25 protein-coding genes and 1 tRNA gene are annotated in these 25,968 nt (G+C 47.5%); 19 read left to right on the top strand and 7 right to left on the bottom strand.

Annotation, left to right across the window (positions count from 1 at the left end):
- From WD312_04300 to WD312_04285, 4 genes are all read left to right on the top strand, one after another.
- On the top strand, positions 1–2,111 hold a 2,111-nt coding region (locus WD312_04300), incomplete at its 5' end, for a LamG domain-containing protein (protein ID MEX2564305.1).
- Positions 2,112–2,126: 15 nt separating this feature from the next.
- Positions 2,127–4,322, top strand: coding sequence for a LamG domain-containing protein (locus WD312_04295; protein MEX2564304.1), 2,196 nt, complete (start codon positions 2,127–2,129; stop codon positions 4,320–4,322).
- Between the two features lie 95 nt (positions 4,323–4,417).
- On the top strand, positions 4,418–5,056 hold the full coding sequence (locus WD312_04290; protein MEX2564303.1) for a transposase: 639 nt from the start codon (positions 4,418–4,420) through the stop codon (positions 5,054–5,056).
- 203 nt (positions 5,057–5,259) lie between these two features.
- Positions 5,260–6,126, top strand: a complete 867-nt coding sequence (locus WD312_04285) for a sulfotransferase (protein ID MEX2564302.1) — start codon at positions 5,260–5,262, stop codon at positions 6,124–6,126.
- A 132-nt stretch (positions 6,127–6,258) separates the two neighbouring features.
- Here the strand turns inward: WD312_04285 and WD312_04280 are convergent, their stop codons facing one another.
- The 3 genes from WD312_04280 to WD312_04270 all read right to left on the bottom strand — a co-directional run bounded on the left by WD312_04280 (position 6,259) and on the right by WD312_04270 (position 7,494).
- Positions 6,259–6,651: a DoxX family protein gene (locus tag WD312_04280; protein MEX2564301.1), complete on the bottom strand. Its 393-nt coding sequence runs from the start codon at positions 6,649–6,651 to the stop codon at positions 6,259–6,261.
- A gap of 223 nt (positions 6,652–6,874) precedes the next feature.
- Positions 6,875–7,117 (bottom strand): glutaredoxin domain-containing protein, encoded by a 243-nt coding sequence (locus WD312_04275; GenBank protein MEX2564300.1) that lies wholly within the window; start codon positions 7,115–7,117, stop codon positions 6,875–6,877.
- Between the two features lie 71 nt (positions 7,118–7,188).
- On the bottom strand, positions 7,189–7,494 hold the full coding sequence (locus tag WD312_04270; protein MEX2564299.1) for a metalloregulator ArsR/SmtB family transcription factor: 306 nt from the start codon (positions 7,492–7,494) through the stop codon (positions 7,189–7,191).
- A gap of 145 nt (positions 7,495–7,639) precedes the next feature.
- Here WD312_04270 and zwf point away from each other — a divergent pair, with 145 nt between their 5' ends.
- The 5 genes from zwf to WD312_04245 all read left to right on the top strand — a co-directional run bounded on the left by zwf (position 7,640) and on the right by WD312_04245 (position 12,933).
- Positions 7,640–9,118 (top strand): glucose-6-phosphate dehydrogenase, encoded by a 1,479-nt coding sequence (gene zwf / locus WD312_04265; protein ID MEX2564298.1) that lies wholly within the window; start codon positions 7,640–7,642, stop codon positions 9,116–9,118.
- A gap of 44 nt (positions 9,119–9,162) precedes the next feature.
- Entirely contained in the window at positions 9,163–10,089 is a 927-nt protein-coding gene (gnd, locus tag WD312_04260) for a decarboxylating 6-phosphogluconate dehydrogenase (GenBank protein MEX2564297.1), read from the top strand.
- Positions 10,090–10,161: 72 nt separating this feature from the next.
- On the top strand, positions 10,162–10,881 hold the full coding sequence (locus WD312_04255; protein MEX2564296.1) for a 6-phosphogluconolactonase: 720 nt from the start codon (positions 10,162–10,164) through the stop codon (positions 10,879–10,881).
- 58 nt (positions 10,882–10,939) lie between these two features.
- The gene (locus WD312_04250; protein MEX2564295.1) at positions 10,940–12,160 is read left to right on the top strand and encodes a CAP domain-containing protein; all 1,221 of its coding nucleotides are present in this window, start codon (positions 10,940–10,942) and stop codon (positions 12,158–12,160) included.
- Between the two features lie 20 nt (positions 12,161–12,180).
- Positions 12,181–12,933, top strand: a complete 753-nt coding sequence (locus WD312_04245; GenBank protein MEX2564294.1) for a hypothetical protein — start codon at positions 12,181–12,183, stop codon at positions 12,931–12,933.
- A 133-nt stretch (positions 12,934–13,066) separates the two neighbouring features.
- Here the strand turns inward: WD312_04245 and WD312_04240 are convergent, their stop codons facing one another.
- Positions 13,067–13,402 (bottom strand): hypothetical protein, encoded by a 336-nt coding sequence (locus tag WD312_04240; GenBank protein MEX2564293.1) that lies wholly within the window; start codon positions 13,400–13,402, stop codon positions 13,067–13,069.
- Here WD312_04240 and WD312_04235 point away from each other — a divergent pair.
- The 3 genes from WD312_04235 to WD312_04225 all read left to right on the top strand — a co-directional run bounded on the left by WD312_04235 (position 13,392) and on the right by WD312_04225 (position 14,722).
- Positions 13,392–13,661 carry a PDZ domain-containing protein gene (locus tag WD312_04235; GenBank protein MEX2564292.1) on the top strand — a complete coding sequence of 90 codons (270 nt, stop codon included), beginning with the start codon at positions 13,392–13,394 and terminating at the stop codon, positions 13,659–13,661. The two genes, WD312_04240 and WD312_04235, sit on opposite strands and share 11 nt — an antisense overlap.
- 140 nt (positions 13,662–13,801) lie before the next feature.
- A complete protein-coding gene (locus tag WD312_04230; GenBank protein ID MEX2564291.1) occupies positions 13,802–14,122 on the top strand; it encodes a hypothetical protein in 321 nt (106 codons plus the stop codon).
- 30 nt (positions 14,123–14,152) lie between these two features.
- A complete protein-coding gene (locus WD312_04225; GenBank protein ID MEX2564290.1) occupies positions 14,153–14,722 on the top strand; it encodes a hypothetical protein in 570 nt (189 codons plus the stop codon).
- 226 nt (positions 14,723–14,948) lie between these two features.
- On the opposite strand, the gene WD312_04220 is transcribed toward WD312_04225, so the two are convergent.
- From WD312_04220 to secG, 3 genes are all read right to left on the bottom strand, one after another.
- Positions 14,949–16,976 carry a ribonuclease J gene (locus WD312_04220; GenBank protein MEX2564289.1) on the bottom strand — a complete coding sequence of 676 codons (2,028 nt, stop codon included), beginning with the start codon at positions 16,974–16,976 and terminating at the stop codon, positions 14,949–14,951.
- 127 nt (positions 16,977–17,103) lie between these two features.
- The gene (locus WD312_04215) at positions 17,104–18,990 is read right to left on the bottom strand and encodes a peptide ABC transporter substrate-binding protein (GenBank protein MEX2564288.1); all 1,887 of its coding nucleotides are present in this window, start codon (positions 18,988–18,990) and stop codon (positions 17,104–17,106) included.
- Between the two features lie 101 nt (positions 18,991–19,091).
- A complete protein-coding gene (gene secG / locus WD312_04210) occupies positions 19,092–19,325 on the bottom strand; it encodes a preprotein translocase subunit SecG (GenBank protein ID MEX2564287.1) in 234 nt (77 codons plus the stop codon).
- Between the two features lie 373 nt (positions 19,326–19,698).
- On the opposite strand from secG, the gene WD312_04205 reads away from it, so the two are divergent.
- The 7 genes from WD312_04205 (at position 19,699) to WD312_04175 (ending at position 25,967) form a co-directional block, all read left to right on the top strand.
- The gene (locus WD312_04205) at positions 19,699–20,028 is read left to right on the top strand and encodes a co-chaperone GroES (protein MEX2564286.1); all 330 of its coding nucleotides are present in this window, start codon (positions 19,699–19,701) and stop codon (positions 20,026–20,028) included.
- 93 nt (positions 20,029–20,121) lie between these two features.
- Positions 20,122–21,783 (top strand): chaperonin GroEL, encoded by a 1,662-nt coding sequence (groL, locus tag WD312_04200; protein ID MEX2564285.1) that lies wholly within the window; start codon positions 20,122–20,124, stop codon positions 21,781–21,783.
- Positions 21,784–21,959: 176 nt separating this feature from the next.
- Positions 21,960–22,526: a LemA family protein gene (locus WD312_04195; GenBank protein MEX2564284.1), complete on the top strand. Its 567-nt coding sequence runs from the start codon at positions 21,960–21,962 to the stop codon at positions 22,524–22,526.
- A 42-nt stretch (positions 22,527–22,568) separates the two neighbouring features.
- Positions 22,569–24,407: a DUF2207 domain-containing protein gene (locus WD312_04190; GenBank protein MEX2564283.1), complete on the top strand. Its 1,839-nt coding sequence runs from the start codon at positions 22,569–22,571 to the stop codon at positions 24,405–24,407.
- 37 nt (positions 24,408–24,444) lie between these two features.
- A complete protein-coding gene (locus WD312_04185; protein MEX2564282.1) occupies positions 24,445–25,362 on the top strand; it encodes a M48 family metallopeptidase in 918 nt (305 codons plus the stop codon).
- An 83-nt stretch (positions 25,363–25,445) separates the two neighbouring features.
- Entirely contained in the window at positions 25,446–25,874 is a 429-nt protein-coding gene (locus WD312_04180) for a hypothetical protein (protein ID MEX2564281.1), read from the top strand.
- Positions 25,875–25,880: 6 nt separating this feature from the next.
- Positions 25,881–25,967: transfer RNA gene (locus tag WD312_04175), tRNA-Ser, on the top strand.
- The last annotated feature ends 1 nt before the right edge of the window (position 25,968 follow it).

The raw sequence follows: 25,968 nt of genomic DNA, 5'->3' as shown, positions 1-25,968 counted from the left end.
CAGTCAGTAAACTTTATATGAATTACCGTTATCTTAAAATCACATACCTTGTACCCCTCCTTTTTGTCGCCGTATGCGCGGTTGGTTCGTTTAGTATACCGGACATAGCAAACGCCGCAGTAATTTCCCGTCCGCCAAATAATTTAGGTTTGACCGGATACTGGAGTTTTGATGAAGGCAGAGGGACAGTTGCCGGTGATTTTAGCGGGCAAGGGAATGATGGAACGTTTGTCGGAAACCCTGAGTGGGGAGAAGGTAGAGTAGGCGGCGCGATCGACCTAAGCGATGACTTCAGTGATTATATAAAAGGAACAGCACCAAGTTTGCCGAATGATTTTTCGGTAAGTTTCTGGCTGTATACCACGGAGGATTGGCACGGTGCTTGGAATCTATATCTAGGTACGGCAAATTTTGAAGTAATGGGGGGCTGGGTTTTCGGTAGGGGGAATAGCGATGATCCGGATAGGATAATTTTCCATACAGCCGACTTTTCAAGTAGAAGCAGTACTAACTATTACGGTCTTCCTATGGGTGAATGGGTCCATGTTGTTGGAGTATACGACAACGGGACCCGAAGTTTGTACATCAATGCTGATCTCAAAGATTCTGATGTTAGTAGTCCATACGAGGAAAATGATATGGACTTGCACATCGGAAGCGGAGTTGATTCAAACGGAGATGTGATACGTCAGTCGAAAAGCCGTCTTGATGACGTTCGTACCTACAACCGCGCCCTTTCTGCTTCCGAGATTAAAAACCTCTACAACAACTCCGGCCAAGTGGTACGGAACGCAAACCGCAACGATCGATACACTAACGGGCTCTTTGGACACTGGACCTTTGATGCCTCAACGGTCTCTGGTACTGATGTCGAAGATGTGTCCGGTAATGACAACGACGGCACGCTGCACGCTCCCAGTCTTGTCGGTGCGGGGCTACTTGGGCAGGGGTTGCGCACAGACACAGAAGTGTACCCACCTTTTAGCCATCCGCTTTTGACTGATGATGAGTGGACTGCGTCGGTGTGGGTCAACCCTGCGACGAACGAACAAGACAGCGGATTTCGTACAGTTTTCGGCGCTGACAGCACGGCTGGAGTAGGGTCAGATCGGCTCTTTTTTGATACGGGCAATCAATTCAGAATTCGTCTGAATGGGACAAACACCGTGTTCTCACCACAAGCATATTTTTCAGGTATCAATAAATGGAATTATGTTACGTTAACCAAAGAATTTGATGGCGGTTCGACGTATACGTACAACATTTATATAAATGGAGAGTTTAAAGGAACGATCGATTCGAGTGTGGGTATATTTCTTGATCGGTTTGGTGCGTCAAAGTCAGAAACAGGACATCGATATGTCGGAAAAGCTGACGATTACCGTGTCTATGATCGAGCACTTTCAGCAGAAGAAGTAAAGGGGTTGTACAACGCAACAAAACCAAGTACCGAAAATGCAAACCGCAACGACCTGCTGACCAACGGACTTGTCGGGCACTGGTCGTTTGACGGTCCGGATGTGTCTGCTTCGACCGCGGATGATGTGTCGGGGAATGGAAATGACGGTACTCTAAACGGGGATGTGTCGCCTGCGGCCGGGGTGATTGGTCAGGGGTTTTCGTTTGATGGGAGCGGGGATTATATCTTGGTTTCACCTATGGATGGCCTCACTAACCTAACTGTCTCCGGTTGGATCTATCGTGAAAATAATTCTACCTGGCATGCACTAAGTTCTAGACAGACAGGTAGCAACTCAACAAGAAATTGGTGGCTTGGTGGTGAATCAGGGCAAAATAAAGCTTTCTTCTCAATGTATTCTTCTGGGGGAGCTGCTAACAGTCACTCTTCAAATGGCGATTTACCGCAAGAAGAGTGGACACATATTACTGGAACGTATAATGGTTCTGCAATGAAGATCTATATTAACGGAGCTTTAGATAAAACTATAGAAACGAGCTTTACTCCAGTAACTAGCAGTGCAGATATGGCGATTGGTGCAAGGGGGGACGGGGGGACTCACTACTTAGATGGATTAGTTGATGACGTTCGCATCTACAACCGCGCTCTCTCTGCCGATGAAGTTAAGCGTTTGTATCATATGGGAAGGTAATGCGTAATTACAAATATGCACTCAATTAAAATTCAAAATTTGAAACTTGAAATTCAGCCTAAATTATTTGGCGTTTTCTTTCTCTCTATACTATGCGGAGTGTTCTTCATTCTTCCTGTCGGCGACGCAGAAGCAGCTGTCATTTCTCGTCCCCCGAACAACCTCGGTCTGGTCGGCTACTGGAGTTTTGACGAAGGCGCCGGAACGGTCGCCGGTGATTTTAGCGGGAACGGGAATGATGGGACATTCAGTGATGTTACCGGATGGTCTAGTGGAATTCGGGGTGGAGCTTTTTTCTTCGATGGGGATACAATTAATAATATTTCATTGCCTGCCGGTGATTGGGCGGATATAGATAATAGAGATACAACCTTCTCTTTTTGGATAAAAACCACAGATAGTGATTCAGCAAATGGTATTATTTCTTCCCAAAGAGCAGTCGAGAACCCGTACTGGGTTCTTGGATTACGAAGCGGGGGGATCACTTTTCGTGTTCAGAATAGTGACGGTGATGGAGCAGAAAGCGGTTTACTGAATACAACTATAAATGATGGTACGTGGCACCATGTTGTTGTGGTTGTTGAAGATGTGGGAACATCGGTATCAGCTACTGCTTACGTTGACGGGGTCGTGAGTGGTGATGGAACAAATACAATAAATATTTCAGGCGATAAATATAATGGCACAGACCCGTCGATCGGTAGATGGAATGCATGGGGCTATCTTGCCGGTACGCTTGATGAAATGCGGGTCTACAACCGCGCTCTCTCTGCTTCAGAAATTGCCGATCTTTATAGCAGGTCCGGCAGTGTTACCCGCAACGCTAGCACAATAGGCAAGTACACCGACGGTCTTATCTCTCACTGGACCTTTGACGGCCCGGATATGACGAGTGCAACAGCGACGGATGTGTTTGGTGATAATGACGGCACGCTTGAAGATGCTCCAGTTCGCCGAATCGGCATTGCCGGCCAGGCACTGGAGTTTGATGGGGTTGATGATTACGTAAGTCATCCAGATAATAGTGATTTTGATCTTGGCACCGGCTCTCTCACTGCCACTGCGTGGATAAAAGTAAAAGCAGAGGCACCGTACACTAGGATGGCTATAGTTGGCAAGAAAACGAATAGCAATAATATAGAGGGATGGAAGTTGCGTATACAACAATCAGGTGACAATGAAAGTATGCACCTCCAGCACTCCTTATCTGATGGTAGTACAAATGTTGCAACAACGTGGTTTGATAGTATCGATCGAGACGTGTGGACCCATGTTATCGTGGTTATAGATAGAGACCAGGACGAAGTGCGTATTTATAAGAATGGTATCGAGGGAGAATCCAGTGATATTTCTGACTACAGTGGTGATCCTATAACAAACGGACAGCCCCTCAGAATAGGGAATCAGGGCACGTCAGCTCCGTTTGAAGGCTTGATCGATGATGTTCGAGTATACGACCGCGCTCTCTCAGACGATGAGATCACCGGACTGTACAACGCAACTAAACCATTTACCGAAAATGCTCCTCGCAATGACCAATTCACCAACGGCTTGGTGGGGTACTGGTCATTTGACGGACCTGATGTGTCCGGCTCAACCGTGGACGATGTTTCCGGGAGTAGTAATGACGGCACAATAAATGGTGATGCTTCTCCGGCTATAGGCAAGATCGGCCAGGCGTTTGAGTTTGATGGAGATGGGGATTATGTCGATGCAGGCGATAGCGCTTCTCTTGATCTAACATCCGCGATCACAATGTCTACGTGGGTGAATATTGATACCGTATCAGTCCGACACAATATAATGAGCAAGTACGATACAAGTGGTTCTCAGCGAGCGTATGCAATGGATATGAATACAGAAAACGATGGTAATGTTGCCGTGTTTTTAGGAAGTCCTGATGGTACCAGTTTTGATGAGGTTAAGAGTAATGATGGTTATTTATCTGCCAACACATGGCATCATGTTATTTTTACGTGGTCAAAAAATGAGAACGGAGGTAATGGGCGGTTATTTGTTGATGGTGAAGAGGTGAGCTACGAAAGCCAAGAGACTAAAACTGATGATATGAATACGAACAACGTTTCGTTCAAAATAGCCCGTACATATACAACAGACAGAGATTATAGTGGAAAAATAGATGACGTCCGAATCTACAATCGCTCTCTCTCCGCTGACGAAGTTCAACGACTCTACCAGATGGGGAGATAAAAAATCGACACAATCATTATTCTCCCGAGGTTAAACCTAGGATCCTGCTTGTCCCTAGGTTTAACCTCGGGAAATTTGATAAACTACAAATAGCTATGTCTCGTAACTACGTTTTTGCTCCTGGGGAATATTATCACTTGTATTCGCGAGGAGCGGAGAAGGTCAAAACATATCGGCAAGAATCAGACTATCGCAGATTTAAAGAGGGATTATATCTTCACAATACTGAGCAGTCAGTGAATATTCGTGATGCAAAGAAAGCCCTCTCCCTAGGTTTAACCTCGGGAGGGAGTTTGTACGAAACTGAGAGAGGTGAATCAATTGTTGATATAGGAGCGTACTGCCTTATGCCAAATCATTTTCATTTACTTGTCCGAGAAAAAGTAGATGGTGGGATCAGTAAATTTATGCAGAAATTGATGACGTCATACACTATGTTCATTAATAAAAAATATGAGCGTACCGGGGCTTTGTTCGGGTCGTCTTTTAAGGCTCGTCATATTCTAGATGACAGCCATCTTAAATATCTGTTTGCTTATATTCATTTGAATCCAAGGGAAATAGTAGGGAATGATCTGAAACTAGAGGACTACCAGCACTCAAGCTATCCTGACTATGTAGATATGGGACGCCCCGAAGAAGCCATTTTAAGTAAAGGGTCTTTTCCTGATTATTTTTCAGGTGCAATGAATAAGGAGATCAAGGAATGGTTGGACTATGAGGATACATGCTAGCAGACGGTATCTCCCGAGGTTAAACCTAGGATCCTGCTTGTCCCTAGGTTTAACCTCGGGAGGAGGGTGGGAGGAATGTGCGCTCGATTTTTTGTGGGGTAGTATGGTAGTATAGCTATCACGCATAAAAAGCACGCACAAAGAGTATGCACAAGAGAGCATAAATAGAAACAGAAGAACAGAAGGATAAATCGGGCATATATATGACATCTACAGAACTAAAGGAGGATATGCAGGAAAAAGGCGGTGCAAACAAAGAAAATAAGGTTCGAAAAGATAAAACGTTTCACTTTATTTCCGGGCTTCCGCGGGCAGGTTCAACACTGCTAGCCAATATTCTTTCGCAAAATCCGCGTTTTTCGGCGAGCCACACGAGCGGCATACTTGATGTGCTTTTCGCAACACGAAATAATTGGGATAAATTAATCGAGTTCAAGGCGCATCCGGACGAAACCGCAAAGCTTCGAGTGCTCCGCTCTATTTTGGGTGGATACTACAGTAACATTGAAGAAGAGGTGGTGTTTGACAAGTCACGTGGCTGGCTTTCTCAGCTAGGTATGGCCGAATCAATTCTCGGACGCAAGGCAAAGGTACTGGTGCCGGTCCGTGACATTCGAGATGTGCTGGCAAGCTTTGAAAAACTGTGGAGACAGACATCGGAGACGAAGCAGGTGGTACAAGAGCAGGAACACTACTTTCAGTTTCAGACCGTCCAGGGAAGATGTGAGGTGTGGTTGAGGCCTGAGCAACCGGTGGGACTTGCGTACAATCGCCTGAAAGATGCGATCAATCGCGGGTATTCCGACCGAATGTATCTGATCGACTTTAATGATCTCACTAACAGCCCAAAGCGGGTCATGGACAGTATATATAAATTCCTTGGCGAAGAGCCGTTCGAGCATAATTTTGATCATGTCGAACAGGTAACTTGGGAAGACGACTCTATGCACGGCTTTGAAAATCTCCACACCATACGTCCGAAGGTGGAACCGATGCCTGAGCAGTGGCCGAAAGTTCTTGGAAAAGGCGCTGAGCAGTATGGGAAGCTCAATTTCTGGAAGAAGTCATAGTGTCTCATGTAAAAGTTGTTTGGTTAGTAGACAGTTTTCGGTAGAAATAAACGGCTCACAAAGCATGTGAGCCGTTTATTTTGCGTTAGACAAGCTGTTTCTGTGGTCCAAAGTCGGTCCGGAGGACTTTTTCTAGAGTGTAATGATGGTGTACGCCCATTCTAGGGGAAGCGCCAAGAGCATTATTGTTGCACCGATCAATGCCAGGTTCTTCATGAAGTTGATCTGGTCGTTCATTTTTAGTGCATCATCGGTGTGCTTCCAGAACTGGTGCATGGTGAAGGTGACCGGCAAAAGAAAGGTGAGAACGAGGATCAGCCCGATAGTAGGATAGACACCGAGAACGATACCAAGACCGGCAAGAAGGATCATGATACCGGAACCAAGCACTGCCAGTTTCGGCATTGGTACACCCATTGCGGCGGCATAGCCGATCAGACCGCTGCTCTTGGTAAGGTGGTTGATACCGTTGAGAAAGAAAAATCCGCCAAAGAGTATTCGTCCGATAAGAAAGAGTATTTCCATAGATCAGTATGTATTACGTATATAATGTTTAAAATTCTTTCAGTTTTAATTTTATCACAGGATAGCGCAGGAAAAGGAGGACAAGAAGACCGAAAATAACTGTATACTTATTGGAAGCATGCGGCTGAGCTGTAGTGTAATTTGAATAATTTAAAAAGACCGCCGCTCCGTTTTATGGGGCAGCGGTCTTTTACTTCTCGTATTCTCTTAGGGAATCAGAGGATTACGCCTCGAGGAGTTCCTGAATCTTGCCTTGATCAAAGCCAACTATCATCTCGTCGCCGATGTAAATAACCGGCACACCCATCTGACCGGACTTCTCAACCATTTCCTGGCGTTTTTCTGTGTCTGCGGCCACGTCATAGTCGGTGTATTCAATGTTGTTTTCCTTGAAATACTCCTTTGCGTGGTTGCAGTGTACGCAGTTAGGGCTTGAGTAAATAACAATGTTCTTGTCTTCCGCCATAGTTATGATGAATTACATTGGTAATGAATCGGATATGTATTCTATCATACCTCGATATCAACGAAAATAATCTAGACAAACTGGTTGATTATTTTACGCAAATGCTTGCTGGTGGGAGAATCCTTGAGGTGGTAGCAGATCATCTGCCCTTCTCGATACGCTTCAACAACATCTTTTTCCTCAAGGAGTGCAAGCTGGTGGGAGGTGGCTGATTGGGAGATGCCGATAGTATCAGCGATCTCGTTAACGCATGGATCGCCTTTAGATTTCATGAGGAGTGTAAGTATCTGGAAACGGGTTTTACTGGAGAGAAGTTTAAGAATTGAAACAGCGCTTGCGGTGGCCGTTTTGGTGATGGGTTGTTTTCTGTGGGTCATGGTTGTCATAGAAGTATGAGCAATTATTCATATACTAGTACTCTCGATAGTGTTTGTAAACGGTGTTTGTAGATTCAGCACGTATACCATCGGATCCGTCAGTGCTTCTACTGCGACTTGGGTAACTCTCTGGTACAATGCAGGCATGAATATGCCGTCACATAATGCACCAACTCTGATCACGATCTTTGGCGGTACCGGAGATCTAGCCCGGAAAAAGCTTCTGCCGTCACTATTTGATCTTGAGGCAAAAGGTTTGCTGCCAGACACGACGCGAATTATTGGGTTTTCTCGCCGTGAATATGCGCATGCCGACTATAGAGCTTTCGTAAAGGAGGTACTTGCCCCGGAAGGGCGAGCGGGGGCACACAAATACAACGACACGGACATTGAGCGGTTTCTTACTCGGATCTATTTTCAACAAGGAGACTTCAGTGCTCCTGAAGACTATCAGGCACTCGAACAGTATCTGTTCGAGTGTGATGAAGAGATCGGACAGTGCACCAACAAGCTCTTTTACCTAGCAGTTCCACCGCATTTCTATGAGCGGATATTTGATAATTTTAAGGCGACCAAGCTCCCGGAGAACTGCTCGGACGAGACCGGTTGGACGCGCGTGATCGTAGAAAAGCCGTTCGGGAGCAGTCTTGAAACAGCTACTGCGCTGGAGAAGAAGCTGTCCAGTGTGTTCCAGGAGGATCAGATATTTCGGATCGATCACTATTTGGGGAAAGATGCGGTGCAAAATTTGTTGACCTTTCGTTTTACGAATGTACTGTTCGAGAATTCCTGGAGTTTTGAGGATATCGAGTCAGTACACATTCGCATGCTCGAAGATTTTGGAGTGGACGGCCGGGGTGAGTTTTACGATCGCGTCGGCGCGCTTCGGGACGTGGGGCAAAACCATATGTTGCAGATGCTCGCTCTGAGTGCAATGGAGAATCCGGGCGTGCTTGAGGCACATGCACTTCGTGGGGAGCGTGAAAAACTTCTGCGTTCACTCAGACTGTATACATCCGCAGAAGAAGTAGCTCTGAATACGGTCCGCGGACAGTATGAGGGATATCATGATGTTGACGGTGTTGTAGATAACTCAACCACCGAGACGTATTTTAAGTTGCGTGCGTTCATCGATTCTCCGCGCTGGGAAGGGGTGCCGTTTTACCTCGAGTCCGGAAAGCAGATGAGTGAAAATCGGGTGGATATTACGGTGACCTTCAAAGGAAAATCGCCGTGTGTCTGCGGCAAGACTGAGCTACATGAGCATAAAAATGTGGCGGTGATCACCCTGCAGCCTGAGCATGGTGTATCGATCAGGTTTTGGGCGAAAGAACCCGGCATTCACTTTGACCTTGTAGAAAAAGATCTGGCTTTTGATTTTGAAGATAGCGAACTAGAAGAGAAGGTTCCGGACGCGTATGAGAAACTTCTCTACGATTGTATTCAAGGAGACCAAACGTTGTTTGTCTCGACCGGAGAGGTTGATGCTGCCTGGACTTTTATTACGCCTATCGTGGAGCATTGGCAGGAGAGCGGAGGACCTGAACTTGAGATATACAAGAAAGGGAAGGAGACAGAGAAGAGAGAGGGTTTGGAGTATGCCTGGCCGAGCGATGGTAGATGAGTGACAGGAATTACATACGTAACAATATAATTAATTCTATTTTTATGGAGCGATTTGAAAAAGGTTCGACGATCGGCTATGTGGGGCTTGGCAAAATGGGACTGAATATGGTGACCCTGATGAAGGAGAACGAATACAACGTGGTGGCGTATGACCGCAGCCAGGAGTCACGAAAAGAAGCAGAGGAGCTTGGAGTGGAACCCCGCGATTCTATTCAGGGGCTTATAGAATCACTCGAAGCACCCCGGACGATCTGGATCATGGTCCCGCACCAGGCAGTGGGAGACGTGCTGGAGGATCTGTGCGGACACCTGGACGAGGGCGATACCGTGATCGATGGCGGCAACAGTCACTATACCGAATCGGTTGAGCGGGCAAAGCGTTGCCGGGAGCAAGGAATTCACTTCGTGGACATCGGTGTTTCAGGCGGCCCCGGCGGCGCGCTGAACGGTGCGTGTATGATGGTGGGAGGAGGGCGTGGGCAGTTTGATCGGTTGGAACCGCTCATAAACATTTTGTGTGTTGAAGGCGGGTACGGGTATATGGGAGAAGCGGGTGCCGGTCACTTTGCGAAAATGGTTCACAACGGTATTGAGTACGGTATGATGCAGGCAATAGCAGAAGGATTCGAGATCATGAAGAAAAGCGAGTTTGGCTTTGACTTGGCTGAGGTTGCTCGGGTGTATAGTAAAGGAAGTGTTATTGAGTCGCGCTTGATCGATTGGGCGCGTGATGCATACCAGGAGTGGGGGAACGAGCTAGAGGGTATTAGCGGTTCGGCCAAGGCCTCCGGTGAGGCGGATTGGACCGTTCAAGCTGCTGAGGAGCTTGGAGTTAAGAGGAACGTGATCGCGGATGCGCTAGAAGCGCGTTACGCGAGCCAAGAGGAGCCGAACTATCAAGGGCAGGTCATTATGGCTTTGCGCAATAAATTTGGCGGCCACGAGGCAGGAAGGAGCGAGACAAAGTAGTAGATCGTGTTGCATACACAGAGTACGGCAGAGTACGGAAACATAGTACAGAAACAGAGTAAGGGAATAAGCATGGAAATAATCACTGATAAAACAGAAACACTTGTCGTACAAGCCGGTGAAGCGATAAGCAGGGTGCTTGAGCAGTATACCGACCGACCGGTCCTGCTGTTGTTTTCCGGCGGATCGGCACTTTCGATCATTGAGCACGTGGATGTAGAGCAGGTCACCAAGCGGGTGACGCTTGGCGTGCTGGACGAGCGTTTTGGTGTACCAGAGGACCAAAGCAACTTTTCTCAGTTGGAAGCAACTGATTTTTATCGGCGGGCAATTGAACAGGGTGCCGGCGCGATCGATCCGCGTAGCATTGATGGAGAGGGACTTGAAGAAACGGCGGCTTGGGTGGAGACGACCATGCGAGCGTGGTTTGAGAATACCGGCGGAGTGACGGTTATCACCCAAGGGGTAGGAAAAGACGGGCACACCGCCGGCATTCTGCCGTTTCCGGATGATCAAGAGCAGTTCAATAAGCTTTTTGTCGATACGAACCGATGGGTTGTTGGGTACGAAAAACCCGGAGCAGAGTTCCCGAAGCGCATTACCGTGACTATGCCGTTTCTCCAGTCAGTGGTGACGTCGTCAGTTGTGTACGCAGTGGGCGAGAAGAAAAAGAATGTTCTGGAGCAAATTCTGGATAAAACAAACAATGCTTTACTGGCTCAGATGCCGGGGCAGGTGATCCGAGAGATGAATGATGTTCTACTCTTGAGTGATCAGCATATAAGCGGCTAAGAGACTCGAGAGTGAAGTTGCTGTTTTTAGTGAAATATTGTACAGTATACTTACATATATGTGGAAAAAATTCAAACATTTTTTCATTCCTCATCATGAGAATGACCATAAGCCGCATCTATTACGTGATGGAGCGGTAGAGGTGGTCTTGGGTGGTATTATTGTACTCCTTGTTTTTTCGTTTGTGGGTCGAATATTTGCACCGGGCTTTGAGTTTATCGCTACGGTGTATCCATCGCTGTTGGTTGATATGGCTAACGAGAGTCGTCAGGAGCGCGGACTCAATACACTGAGGGAAAGCGAGGTGCTGGTTGAGGCGGCGCGCGCAAAGGCGGAGCATATGATCCAGGAAGATTATTTCGACCACTATTCACCTGAGGGTGTAGCTCCGTGGTATTGGTTCGATAAAGTGGGGTATGCGTACACGCTCGCCGGCGAAAACCTGGCGATCAATTTTAGTGAATCTGAGCCGGTCAACAGGGCGTGGATGGATTCTCCGACCCACCGTGAAAACATTCTAGAAGCCGGGTTCAGCGAGATCGGTATCGCTGCCGTAGATGGTGTAATAGATGGACAGGAAACTACCGTAGTGGTTCAGATGTTCGGTACCCCTGCATCGGGAAGTATTGCTCAGACTGAGCCTTCTTCTGCCGAGGTTGCCGGTAGTAATACCGAAAGTGAATCGGTTGTTGAAGAGAGTGAAGAGCAAAGTGAAGAGGAAGCTGTCTCGGATACCGACACCCGGGTCGCTCTAGCTTCAGAGGAGTCTGAGCCTGCACCTACTTCGGATACAGACAATGCCGAAAGCGATGAGTCGATAGAAGATCCGGAAGAAAGTGTGTTAGAAGGTACACAAGAAAGCGAGGGTGAAGATGAGGTCGATGAAGCTGAACCACGTTCTGAGGATGAGTCTTCAGAAGAGGAGTTAAGCAGCACATCTACCCCGAATATTGTGTACGAAGATGAGTCGTTCATGCTGTTCTCGTCTGGAGATACGCGTGCCAGCACAACTGTCGCGGCAGCCCAGACAACCCCATCACAGACAACTCGTTATAGTGGCGTTGTTGAACGGCTTGTGGTGAATCCATCGCAGATCGTGACACTACTCTATATGGTTATTGTTTCGGTGCTCGCCACGGTACTCTTTGCGACAGTGACAGTTGAGTTCCAAAAGCAGCACCCGATGAACGTGGCGTATGGATGCCTTCTCTTGGTTATCCTTGGAAGCGCGATCTATATCAACGAGACACTGGTATCGCTCAATTACTTTACGCTTTAGATGGTGTGCATATATAACCTATGAAGTATATTCCGCTTGCTTTTTTTATTGTTGTTACGGCCGCTGTCGTTTTTGGCGTTTTCTATATTTCTTTCGGCTCGATCACAAATGTGTCATCAGAATTAACCGGAGAGGATGCCAGTGAGGACGATATTGAAGCGGCGCTCTCTCTTGCTGACGGTGATGCAGACGACGGTGCCGATGATGAAGAAGGAGATGACAATAAAGAGGATGAGATCGTTGAAATAGGTTGTTCGTTTACTGATGAAGTGGGAACGAGCGGATTCTTATACGCCCGAAGCGCGAGCAATCAAGACGGTGATGTGCGGGTCGTGGCCACAACAACAGCTGAACACGACGATTTGCCTGACCGGCAGGTGCACCTTCTCGTAATCGCAGATACCGGTTGGATCTGGTTGAGCGGTGAGAGGGAGGGAGAGGAGTTTGTGCTTGCTAAATCGGAGCGTGAAGAAACCGATGAGGAAGTTGATGAAGAAAGTGAAAGTGGTGAAGAGGATGAGCTTGGGATAGATGTCGAACAGAACAGTGTGACCACCACCGCTACCACCAGTACCACCACCGCCACCACTACTGATACTGTTACTGAAGGGAGCGACGCCGATGAATCAATAGATTTTGATATATTTGACACTGAGCGACTGTCGCGAGAGCGAATTCGAACACAGCTCGTGAACGGTAGTTCTACGTGCTACACCATGTCGTTGGCGGAATCATTATTTGAAAAGCCGGTGTTAGTTGAGTTCGATGAATAAGGGGCGTTGTAACAGATCACAAAATTGGTGTGATCATATTTTGAATGAAAGCGTTTGAACGAAAAAGTTTAAACGAAAAACCGGCTACGCAGAGCGTAGCCGGCGGGATAGGAGAGCTGAAGTTTCTTGCACATTACCGCGCACCGAATCGTACGTCGTTAGGGTCAAGTGCGCTTAGCATTAGCGCGAAGCCTCCAAGTACGAAAAAGATAAACCCGGTGACGCTGATGGCAGTGAGAACCACAATGAGTACTGGCTGGTTGGTCAAATGAGTCAGAAACGCAATAACCATGCATCCGACCAGGGTTTCAAGATGAAGCCCGAGCCCGGTACACCAAACACAGTAACGCACCGCCCTTTCAGGGCACATATAGTCCTGGAGCCGATAGGTTGCCGGAAGGGTTGCCACGATATCCACGCCAACGATCACAGCGGTCACGAGAGCGAGCGCGGTGGGTATGCTGGTCATCGCTTTTCTCCTTAGTTACACAGAACAAGAGAGGTACGCCGTAAGGTATGGTAGTGGAAAACAGTCATTAGTCAATAGCTTTCCTTTACTCTTTGCTTTTTATGGGGCACTTGACACGGACGGTGAAGAGGTCGGCACCGAGAGAACATTTGCTTCTTTGATACGTGAAAAAGATGTCGGACAGACAGTAACCTTAGAGGTAACTCGGGGGTCAGAAACAGTAACGGTATCTGTTACGCTAGAGGAGGCTCCGAATTAAATTTTGAGAGAAAGACGAGCGCAGACAGTATGTGTGAGATGATAGGAAGAGCGAGCGCTTTTGTGTGTACAACAGCGTACACGAGGGTGTTATAATGGAGAGTATAAACGATCTATACATTAATTTAATTTGCTCTTTTTATGGAAGAACTTCTCAAAGTAGATATATTTTTTACGGTTACCACGATCGCAGTGATAGCGCTTGCGTTGGTAGCACTTCTTGCGTTGATATTTCTTGTACTTGTTTTAAATGAGCTGCGTTTGTTAATGCGCCGTGTTCGGGAAGAAGGTGAGTCGGTTATGGACGATGTTCGGTTGATCCGTGAGTCTATTGAACGTCAGGGTTGGCGTGCCAAAGAAGCAGTCGATGGTCTTGGCAGTATTGCTCTGCGTCTTACTAAGTGGTTTGTCATGTCCTCAGTCGGGTCGGATAAAGATGATACAAAAAAATCTAAAAAGTAACGTTAGACGTTATTTTGCTTTTAATTTCATATGACTAACAACGAATCATCTAATAAAAAAATAAGCGCAGAGACAAAAGCCGGTATTGGTATACTTGCCGGAGCAGTGGCGGCGGTTGGATTGGCGGCTGTGTATTTGTACGGTACAAAAGCCGGTCAGACACACCGCAAACAGCTTGATAAACAGCTGAAGGGTGTAAAAGATGATGTTGTCGCGGAACTTCGAAAGCTTCAACGGGTAGATAAGGAGGTATATATGAATGTTATTGATGATGTTGTGAGTCGATATCAGCAGATGGATGAGGTTGATGTGCCGTCTGTGTTGTCGTTTGGCAAAGAGCTTAAGCGTCACTACTCCACTATTAAGCAGGAGGCGGAGCAAAAAGAAGCAGCAGCTGTTCCGAAAAAGCCGTCGACTAAAAAAGCGACCACGCGCTCAAGTAAGAAAAAAAGTAAAACCCAAAGTTCTAAAAAGAGCTCTAAAAACAGTTCTAAAAAGGAGAGCTCTTCTACAAAAGCAAAAAAGACATCAGCGAAAGATTCAGTAGAAAACACATCTGACGGATCAGAGTCTAGGGAATCAGTGTCTAAGAAATCATAGTGTGACGCTGTGTGCTAAATGAGATTTACATAAAAAAGAGACCTGGGCGGAGGAAGACCCAGGCCTCTGAAGGAAAGAAGGCAACTGTCACTACTATAGAAAAAGGTAATGCATCTGTCGAGTGGATAACAGATAACAGAAGGTATGCAAAAATTGCCAACCCCAGGGGTTGGCAATTTTTATGTGTTTTTGACCTTGTAGTCTTATAGCCTGGTATGCTCCAAGTCTATATTCCGAGAACGACCGGAATCACGATCGGGTTCTTGGCAGTTTTCTGGAAAAGATATCGACTAACGTCTTCGTCGATCTTCTGCTTGACCAGATCAAAGTCGATCGGGTTCATGTCTTTGGTTGTTTTCTCAACACTTCTCTTGATGAGGTTGCGGGTGTCAGAAAGTAGTTCCTGTGACTCGCGCAGATAAATAAACCCGCGTGAAATAATGTCAGGTGACTTTTTGAGCTTACCGGTTTTGAGGTTGATCGACGCAATGATGACGAACATTCCGTCTTCAGCAAGAAGCTTGCGGTCACGAATAACAACTTCCTGCACATCGCCGATATGGAAGCCTTCGACCACCATATCGCCGGCCGGCGCCTTCTCCTTTCGTTTTACTAATTTGGTTCCTTCTTCTTGGATCTCGATCACGCTTCCGTTGTCCGGCACAACTACGTTCTCCGGTGCTGTTCCGAGTTGTCGAGCCATCTCAGCGTGCATCTTGAGCATGTAGTGGTGGCCGTGTACCGGCATGAAGAATTTGTACGGAATCTGTTTGTGGATCCACTCGAGCTCACCGCGTTTACCGTGTCCGGAAGCATGTACCTGTGAGTCCAGGTAGGTGATGATCTTGGAGTCATTGCGGTACAGATTATCCTTGAGTTTGCTGATCGCGGTCTCGTTGCCGGGAATGATAGAAGATGAGAGGACAACGGTGTCGTGTTGGGTGAGAGTGATGTGCTTATGGGTCTTGTTCGCGATACGCATCAGTGCAGCGAATTCCTCGCCCTGAGCGCCCGTTACCAGGATCAAGATCTGATTAGGCGGATAGTCATTCATCTCTCCGGTTGGAATAACGTGATCCATTTCAACCAGGTCAAGCTGTTTGATGATGGCTACGTTTGTTTTCATGCTGCGACCCTCGACAACGATCTTGCGGTTGTACTTTTTAGCCATCTTAATGAACTCGATGATGCGCTCCACCTGGGAGGCAAAAGTGGCAATAAGGAGTCTTCCTTGAGATCGAGAGACGATTTCATCAATGTTGTCGAGAATGGTCTTTTCAGAAACTGAGAAGCCAGGTTGCTCGATACCGGTCGAGTCCATAGTAAGGAAAAGAACGTTCCGATCTTTGAAAACATTGTACTGCTCGACCTCTCGGTCGCTGGGAACGCCGTCTTCGTTGTCGACACGTACATCACCGGTATTAATGATATCGCCGAGCGGTGTTTCTATGACGATGCCTGCGGAGTCAGGGATGGAGTGAGTAAGTCCAAAGAAGCGAACCTTGAGGTTGTCACTTATACGTATCGCTCCATCATTCTTTCCCACGGTTACAATGTTGAGGTCAGGTTGGTCAGGAAATTCCTCTTGTCGCTTCTTGATGATCATGGCGCCGAACTCGCGTGTGTAGATCGGCGGGTTGCCGATACGCTGGGCGACATACGGAATACCACCAATGTGATCGAGGTGACCGTGAGTTATTACAAGTGCTCGAATGCGGTCCTTGCGATCTTCTAAGTACTTGGTATTCGCGAGAATATAGTCAATACCCGGTGTGTTCTCATCGGTAAACTGAATACCGGCATCGATCACGATAATATCGTTCTCGTATTCAATAGCGGTCATATTTCGGCCAACTTCTTCGACACCACCGAGTGGAATGACACGAATGGTTCGCGGTGCAATAGGTGGTATTGCTACCTCCTTTTCTTTCTTCTTAATACCTTCTCGGCGGTTACCTCCTTGGCCGCGCTGCTGTCTCCCTCCACGTCCGCCATTCTTGCTTTGGCTCTTTCGTTTTCGGCCGGCACTGGTTCTGCTGTGAGCGGGGGCAGCCTTTGTGGCTGAAGAATGAGGTCGCCCTTTTGGTGTAGAGGTTCGTGCGCGGTTGTTTGAAGGGCTGCCTTGTGGGCGGCGTGGTGAATGGGCGCGCCCTCGCCCTCGCTGAGATGAATTGTGTCGCCGCTGGTTATTGTCGCGGTTGCCTCCGGAACTGTTCGATGCGTTACTGTCGTTTGAGTTTTGTTTGTCAGTCATGGTGTTTGTTATTCGTTTAATGATTTTTATTAATTAATGCTTTCGTAAAATAATAATGCGTTTACTTTTTATCGTTGCGTATTGTAATTACTATTTGTTGAGTCGACCTTAATGTCTATTGCGGACTCTAGCGTGACGGTGCTTGTAAAATATTCACATACTCTCGATCTGTTTCTTTACTGGCAAAGATATTCCAGACACGTTGTGTGTCGACGTACCATTGATGAACAGTGGCAAAACGAGAATTCGAGGTGATGGTTGGGTTGGTCGGAAGGTTCTGGATAGTGCTCGGTGCTGCGTAAATATAGCTCGGCGTATAAAGAAAGACAGCCGGATGATCATCGGTAACGATCTTAATGAACTGACGATACAACTCGTCCTGCTCCTTTGGATCAGCGGTTTGACGTGCGACCTCGAGGATCTCGTCGGCTTCGGTATTTGAATACTGGGCAATGTTAAGGCCGGGATCATTTAGTTGCGAGGAGTGCCAAAACGGGAAAAAATCTCGCCCTCCGCCGATGATCTCGCCAAAAAGTAGCGCCTCGTAATTGCGTGGGCGAATAACCTCTTGGTTAAGATCACTTCCCGAAAAGATATTGACGGTAACATCGATGCCAACTTCTTGCCAAGTGTCACGTATTGCATTTGCGATGGCGGTAAGCTCAGGAGTATCCGCAGTTGTGAGAGTGAATGAGAGCGGGTCGCCGGCGCTGTTTGTGCGCACGCTACCGATCGCTTCGTTCGTCCATCCGGCGTCATCTAGTAGTTCGCGCGCAGTATCAAGTGATGATGTTGCGAAGGCGGATTGGTTGATCCCGATATCCTCGATCAGGTCTCTTGGTGCGGGGCTGGCAATGGAAGCGCCATATCCGGCGAGAACATCCTCGATGACCGCTTCTTTGTCGACTGCGCTACTGAGCGCTTGACGAAGTGATGTATCAGAAAAAATATCGTTTTTGTTGTGGTTGAAAAAGACACCAAAAATTCGTGGCAGATAACCGGTATTGATGCGAACGCCGGCATCAATAAGTTCTTCAGCTACAGCCGGGTCAATACCACTCGCACTGTCGACGTCTCCGTTTTTAAGGGCATCATATAATTCTGCTTTGTTTGTAAAGGAGCGAACGGTTATCGAGGAGATATACGGTTTGCCGTGCACATAGTTGTCGAATGCTGCTAATTCGTACGTTGTGGCTGCAGTCTCTTGGTCGCGGGTGAAGCTGTTTACCCGATACGGTCCGGCACCTATCGGGCTGTCGTTGTGAGGGCTTGATGGGAACTGGGAGGCGCTCAGTGAATTCCAAAGATGTGCCGGCAGAATGCCAAGGGTAAGGTTTTCGAGAAACGGGGCGTAAGGCTCATCGAGGGTAAAGGTGACAGTGTGTTCACCGGTTATCTCTATATCAACGCCGTTCCAGTCTCCACGGACCGGGCTTCGCAGCTGAGGGTCACGGGCTCGATCTACGGTAAATGCTAGGTCGCGGGCACTGACCGGTTCGCCATCATGGAAGACAGCGTCGGTGCGAAGCGTGACGGTAAATGTCATGGCATCTTCAGATACTTCAATGTTTTCAGCTAAGTCAAGAACAAGAGTGCCGTCAGGCATCTTCTTTAAAGGTCCGGCGTAAATAAGCGAGACCAGGTCTTGGTCGGCATCAGATACTGCGAGTAGCGGGTTAATAAATCGCGGTGAGCCGATCACACCTTCAGTAAAGCTGCCGCCAACAGATGGTTCAACACTGCTGGCGTGGATGTTGACCTCCCAAGCAAGAATACCGGCACTTGCAGTAAGCATAATAATGAACACAAAGAAAACGATCCGTTCTACGATCGAAAAACTGTTGATCAGGTTACCGGTCGTATGTGAAAAGCGATTGCCGTAACGGTAGCCGCCGATTATTTTGATCTGAGCAATAAAATAATTGCCCAAGCGCCCTATCGGTGAGAGCGGTCGCCCGATTCGTCGAAGGAAGCGATAAAAAGGTTGTTCGAAATTACCAAATAAGGATCTCATTATTGTGGTGTAAGGGTGGTGCGAATGTTCGAGGCAAACGTACTAGGTGTGAATAAAATCTAAATTAGTGAGGTTGGATTTTGTCTCGGTTACATCTTGGGTTACAGAAGCAAGGCAACAAACGCTGAGAGAGCGAACAGTACAGAGAGGACGATCGATGAATTAAAGAGGATCTTTTCAAAACCTCGACGGGTGTGATGTGTGCTGCCGAAACTGTCGCCACCACCAAATGCTGCCCCAAGACCGGCTTCGTTCTGTTGCATAAGAATGGTTGTAACCAGTAATACCGATAGTGTTATCTGGATGTACGGAAGAAGTGCTTCGATGATCAACATAGCTCTTAAGATTAGGAATTAGTATGTGTTTATCTTACTTTGTTTTTCTCCTACTTTTTTTGCCTATTTCTTTTGGCGGACACGTCTTCACGCGATATACTCTTGCTAAACGATGTTGTAATGAGTGAGCGCCGTGTGCGCAGCGTGGGGAGAAGTGAGACACATGCATCTTACGTGATATAGGGGGAATGTCAATCCCCACACCCGTTTTGGTTTACTGTTCATGAAGTCTTTAGTACATTGTTTCATTGGTGATCTGTCAATATTGCATCTTGTGATATTTCTCCTATAATAGTTGAACGAATCACACTCTTGCCTGCGTAGAAAATCTGCGTAGGCAGTGTTCGATATTAACAGTTAACGGTATACGACAATGGCAAAGAAAAAACAGTCATCAGTGTCTGCATCGATCCAACCACTTGGCGATCGAGTGCTGGTTGAGCCGGTAGAGGAAGATCAGCTTTCTGAGAAGAACACTGCCGGTATCATTATTCCTGAAACAGCAGACCAGGAAAAGCCACAGCAAGGAAAGGTCATTGCTGTTGGTGTTGGCCGGCGTGATGAGAATGGCGAGCGAATGCCGATGGATGTGAAAAAGGGGGATACTGTTATCTTTTCAAAGTTCGGATATGACACCGTAACGGTTGAAGGAGACGAGTATTTTATTCTTAAAGAGGACAATATACTGGCAATTATAAACTAGTGATTAGGCTTTAGGTGCGGGGAAGCTCTGGATGATACCTGGAGCGCAAAATTGACCGAGCACCTAAAACCTAACGCCTAACTATCTAAAGCTATGGGAAAAGAAATTTATTTTGGCGAACAGGCACGAAAATCACTAAAACGAGGTGTTGATCGGGTTGCGGATGCTGTAAAAGTAACGATCGGTCCTCGTGGACGTAACGTGGTTTTGGATAAAGGATACGGTTCACCGACCATCACGAACGACGGTGTCTCGATCGCTAAAGAGATCGAGCTTTCGGATAAGTTTGAGAACATGGGTGCATCGATCGTGAAAGAGGTGGCAAACAAGACGAACGACGGAGCAGGTGATGGTACGACTACTTCCGTTATCCTTACACAGTCTATTGTTACGGAAGGAATGAAGCATACGACGATGGGCATGAATGCTATGGCGGTCATGCATGGTATTGAGCAGGCTGCCAAAGAGTCAGTCGAGGTGCTTAAGAAGATCGCTAAACCGATAAAGACACGTAACGAGATCAAACAGGTTGCAAGCATCTCTGCGGAGTCCGACGAGATCGGTGAGATCGTCGCTGACACGCTCGATAAGGTTGGTAAAGACGGTGTTGTTACGGTCGAGGAGTCGCAGTCCTTCGGTGTCGAGTCCGATATCGTAAAAGGAATGCAGTTCGACAAAGGGTATGTCAGTCCGTATATGGTGACCGACAGCGAGCGAATGGAGGCTGAGTATAAAGACGCAGCAATTCTTATTACTGATCAGAAGATTTCTAGCGTTAAAGAGATCCTGCCGTTTCTCGAGAAACTTTCTCAAAGCGGCAAGAAAGATCTCGTGCTGATCGCTGAGGAGATCGAAGGAGAGGCGCTAGCAACATTTGTGGTGAACAAGCTTCGTGGAAGCTTCAATGTGCTCGGTGTAAAAGCTCCAGGATACGGTGACCGCAAGAAAGAAATGCTTGAAGATATTGCTATTACGACCGGCGGTAAAGTTGTCTCGGAAGAAAAGGGTATGAAGCTTGATACGGCTGAGCTTGATGTGCTTGGTAAAGCAAGTAAGGTTATTGCTACAAAGGATGAGACCACGATCGTTGGTGGCAAAGGAAAGAAGGCTGATATTGAAAAGCGGGCAAATCAGCTCAAGACCCAGCTTGAGAACACTGATTCAAAGTTCGACAAGGAAAAGATTGAAGAGCGGATCGCTAAGTTTGCCGGTGGAGTTGCGGTTGTGCGTGTAGGCGCAGCGACCGAGACTGAGATGAAGTACAAGAAACTCAAGATCGAAGACGCTGTACATGCAGCTAAAGCAGCTATTGAGGAAGGTGTGGTGCCGGGTGGAGGAAGCGCTCTTGTAAAGGCGGCGAGCAAAGTTCGTGCCAACCACAAGAGTTTTAGCAACCAGGCTACCGAGATCGGTTACAACATCGTACTTCGGGCTCTTGAGGCACCGCTTCGTCAGATCATTTCGAACGCAGGACGAGAAGATGCGTCGGTTGTGATCGAGCGAGTGATGTCTGATAAAAACGATGGATATAATGCGGTTACCGAAGAGTATGTTGATGACATGATCAAGGCGGGTATCGTTGATCCTGTCAAGGTGACCCGCATGGCGATCGAGAACGCTAGTTCGGCAGCGTCAACCTTGCTGACGACTGAAGCAGCGATCGCCGAGGAGGCTAAGGACGACAAGGACGACGATGCCGGTGCCGGAATGGGGGGCGGCATGGGTGGAGGAATGGGAATGCCGGGGATGATGTAATCTGCTGATTACACTCGAGCAAACAAAACCGTCACGACTAACGTGGCGGTTTTGTGTTTTTTATCAAAAAGCTTTGTCCTTGTCTGAATGGTTTTGGGACGATCCCTCGGTGACGATGTGCTTTTACTGTTGTATACTAGAGATAGTAGTTAAGAATAGAATAATAATTAAACAGTATGGATATTTTACTTTACGTGTTACTAGGATTGGTCGTACTGCTCGCCCTGTGGGTGATCTGGGCATACAACCGATTTATCAAATTAGTTAACCGAACTGAGGAAGCTTGGGCCGACATCGATGTGCAGCTTAAGCGTCGCTACGACTTGATCCCGAACCTGGTCAGCACCGTCCAGGGATACGCTGCTCACGAAAAGGAAACGTTTCAGAACGTTACCGAAGCGCGTAGTCAGGCAATGCAGGCAGAAGCAACGGGTGATCCGGCACAAACAGCTCAGGCTGAGAACATGCTTTCGGGTGCTTTGAAGTCGCTCTTTGCTGTGGCTGAAGCGTATCCGGACCTGAAGGCCAACGAAAATTTCTTGGAACTTCAGCGAGAGCTTTCTGACACCGAGAATAAGATCCAAGCAGCGCGTCGATTTTACAACGGAAACGTGCGTGACTTGAACACATCTATACAATCATTTCCTCAGAATGTTATTGCTAGCACGTTTAGTTTTTCTGAGCGTGACTTCTTCGAGATAGAGGAGGCTGAACAACGCGATCCGGTCAAAGTCGAGTTCTAGTGTATGGGCAAGGGTTTGTTTAGACCATTTACCTTTAGAGGTATGCCAAGGTTTTCAGTTGGGCTGGTCCTTGGGCTAATAACAGCAGTAGTGTGTGGTATTGTTTTCGCACCTGCTGCTGTTTTTGCTCGTTCGTATGAATACTCATCGATCCAGATCTTGGCACAGATCCATGAAGACACAACGGTTGATGTACGCGAGCTTCAGACGCTGTCGTTCACCGGAGAGTACAGGGGAATGCAGCGGCGGATATCACTAAAAGATATAAGTGCGATAACTGATATTCGAGTAGTGGACGCGATCACCGGTGAGCGCTTGGAGAGAGTAGACGATCGATTGGATCCGTATGCCGATCCGAACAGCGATGGAAAGTATACAGTGTATCGTGACAGCGGTGAGGTCGTGATCGAGTGGTATCATAATTCACGTGATACAGAGAGACGATGGGCTGTTTCGTACATTGCCCACGGTGCGATCGGGTTTTACGATGACTTTGATGAATTGTACTGGAACCTGTTTACAGACTATGACGTGCCGGTTAAAGAGAGTGTGATCGCGGTCGGGTTGCCTGAGGCGGTTCATCCGAACGAAATACGAAGCAGTCTCTATAAAACACCGCCGTCGATCGAAAGCACGAAGCAGATGGGACGAGGGCAGGTCTCGTACCTGATCGAAGAAGCACCGCCGGGCTCGAAGATCACTGTTGCGGTCGGGTTCCCGAAGGGTTTGGTGGATGCACAAGCGTTCTGGAGGTGGTGGCTGGTGAGTAATTTTGGTTTTGTACTCTCGCTTTTGATCGCAGCAGTTGCGGTCGTGATCGGTTGTATTCGATGGTATGTCACAGAAAAGTACAACAAAGGTCGGGGAGTGGTTGTGCCACGCTATGAGCCACCGCATGACTATCCGCCGGCAGTTGCGGAAGTGTTGATGAACGAGAGTGTATCGAAGCGCACCTGGTCGGCAACTATCGTGGACCTGGCAGTACGAGGCTATGTGGAAATAGAGGAGGAGCAACCAACATGGTGGCAGAAAACGCTCATGGCGGTACTTCCGGATAAATGGGTCGGCCGTGATTACCGGATTAAAAGAGCCGGTAACGGGGGAGAGGGTCAACTTCATCCGTATGAACAGGATCTGTTAAATATACTGTTTTATTCCGGATTCAATACCGGTGATGACGATGCTTTTTCAACGAGAGAACTACGCAAGGCCGGCAAGAGCAAGCGTACTGAATTTGCAAAAGCTATAAAAAACGCAAAAAGTAAATTGCTCGAAGATGTCGGCAAGATCACCGGTGCGTACGTGACGGAGCCGGTGTACGACAAATTCGTGGGCATGACGCTCGTGGGGCTGATGTTTGTTGGATTTTTTGCGCTTCAGGCATTTGGGGCGGTCACTGCCATGACCGGTCTGAGTTTTCAGGCACTTCTTGTGATAGCGGCGCTTGTATTCTCTTGTATTGGTTTGTACGTATTCTTCAAATTTGAGGCACGCCTTTCTGAAGAGGGATTTATTCAGCGAGAAGAGTGGCTTGGATTTAAAATGTATCTTGAGACCGCTGAGAAGTATCGACTCGCGGATCTTACACCCGAAACCTTTCAAAAGTACTTGCCGTATGCAATTGCGTTCGAGGTGGAAGATACGTGGGCAAAAGCATTTGAGTCGTTCTCGATGAGTGAGCCGAACTGGTATCACGGCTCGGCAGGCATGGTTGGCGCAAGTGCTGGGTCAGGTATGGGGTCATTCTCGCCGAGCGGATTTTCAACGTCGTTTGCTTCTAGCTTTTCTTCTTCGTTTTCAAGCTCGGGAGGCGGTGGTGTATCCGGTGGCGGGGGATCAGCCGGAGGTGGTGCTGGTGGAGGAGGTGGCGGTGCATTTTAATTGAATTCCTGTCTTGGGAAGTGTAAAGTATACGTGTATGGCAATGGATATATACGGACAGCAGGATCGCAATATTTGGAAAACATGGGGCTTAATGCTCGGGTTTTTTCTGTTTGTGATAGCTATCGGCTGGACTTTTAGCTGGATCTACAACAGCTCGATCATTTTGATCATCGCTGTCGGCATTGCGCTTATTATGAACTGGGTGAGTTATTGGTACTCGGATAAGATCGTTTTGAAGATATCGGGCGCAGAGAAGGTGAGCGCGACAAGTCACCCGGACCTTTTTGATATTACCGAGAATCTCTGTATTACCGCCGGACTGCCGATGCCGAAGCTTTACGTAATACCCGACGAGGCTCCAAACGCGTTTGCGACGGGACGTAATCCCGAGCATGCTGCCGTGGCGGTGACGCAAGGGCTGCTTCGCCGACTGGAGCGTGCAGAGCTTGAAGGAGTGATCGCTCACGAGCTGGCCCACGTGGGCAACCGTGATATTTTAGTGATGACGGTAGTAGTGACGCTGGTGGGGGTGGTGACGTTGCTCTCTGATTTCTTTCTTCGATCAATGATATTCGGCGGAGTCGGTGGAGACAATCGTGATGGCAGATTGCAACTTATTATGATCCTGGTCGGAGTGGGTCTGGCGATCCTCTCGCCGATCGTGGCGATGGTCATTAAGTTTGCGGTGTCGCGTCGTCGGGAGTTCTTGGCCGACGCTACAGGCTCGCTTCTGACACGGTATCCCGAAGGCTTGGCAAGCGCGCTGGAGAAGATCAGTTCGTACCAAGGGGAGATGAAACGAGCAAATCACGCCACCGCGCATTTGTATATTTCTAATCCATTCAAAGGAGGTAATAAGAGCAAGAACGGCGGCCCGAGTTTTCTCACGAAACTCTTCATGACCCACCCGCCGGTCGAAGAGCGGATCAAGGCACTGCGGGGGAAGCGATAACTTCCAAAAAGAAGCAATCCATGGGATTGCATTATTTCGAATGTCTCTTGCTCCTGGTGCAGCACTTGCTATAATAGCGTGTGATGACAAAAGAAGAATTAAAAGTAGCAGGTGCGGTATTGTACGTTTGCGAAGGTACTAAGCTACGCAAGGATAATCGTTATAAGAATACATATATTTATAATGTAGACTTTACAAATTCTAATCCTAAGACCGTTATTCTTTTCATAAGATTTTTAAAAGAGATATTGAAGATCGATCACAACAAAATACGAGTTCAATTATTTCTGTACCAAGATCATGATCATAATGAGCTACGGAAGCATTGGTCATCTATGATCGGATTGCCTCAGTCGCAATTCGATAAGGTCATCTCGTTAAAGTCGAAAAATAGTAAATATAAACCAAATCCTCTGGGAACTTGTAAAATAAGATGTTATGGTAAGGATGTTTTTCAAAGACTTCAGTCGGTTATTGATGAAGTTTGGGATAAAACTGGAATAACTATTTAAGGATAAGGAGGAGTGGCTGAGTGGTCGAAGGCGCTACCTTGGAAAGGTAGTGTGGGTTTACGCCCACCGTGGGTTCAAATCCCACCTCCTCCGC

This window comes from Candidatus Paceibacterota bacterium (assembly GCA_040905715.1).
GTDB lineage: Bacteria > Patescibacteriota > Minisyncoccia > Phycocordibacterales > CSBR16-193 > JBBDHZ01.
This window is presented reverse-complemented; position numbering and strand designations above follow the sequence as displayed.